The organism is Veillonella sp. 3891, from assembly GCF_003992315.1.
Taxonomy (GTDB): domain Bacteria; phylum Bacillota; class Negativicutes; order Veillonellales; family Veillonellaceae; genus F0422.
In genome coordinates this window covers 1-320 of sequence record NZ_RQVE01000036.1, presented here as the reverse complement: position 1 = coordinate 320, position 320 = coordinate 1, and the positions used below count along the sequence as shown (strand labels likewise).

General features: G+C 39.4%; 1 tRNA gene. It reads left to right on the top strand.

Annotation, left to right across the window (positions count from 1 at the left end):
• Nucleotides 1-3: 3 nt before the first annotated feature.
• A tRNA-Ala gene (locus tag EO118_RS08540) sits at nt 4-79 on the top strand.
• Nucleotides 80-320: the final 241 nt, after the last annotated feature.

The following is a 320-nucleotide window of genomic DNA, read 5'->3' as shown; positions in this document are numbered from 1 at the left end:
CATGGGGGCGTAGCTCAGTTGGGAGAGCACCTGCCTTGCAAGCAGGGGGTCAGGAGTTCGAATCTCCTCGTCTCCACCATATTTTTCTAAATAAAATCGATGGATAACAAGGAAAACGAGTGATGTGAAGTCGTAGCGTAATGGTAATTACGTGAGACGAGCAGAATGAGCTTGACGAAGTTAGGTGCGATTTTATAGAAAAATTAAACTGTTCTTTGAAAACTGCATAGAAGATAATAAATTATTTATGATTTGGTCTCTTAGAGTTGACTCTAAGGGTTAGACCAAGCACATAGATTCTCTAAATTAACTTATAAGGT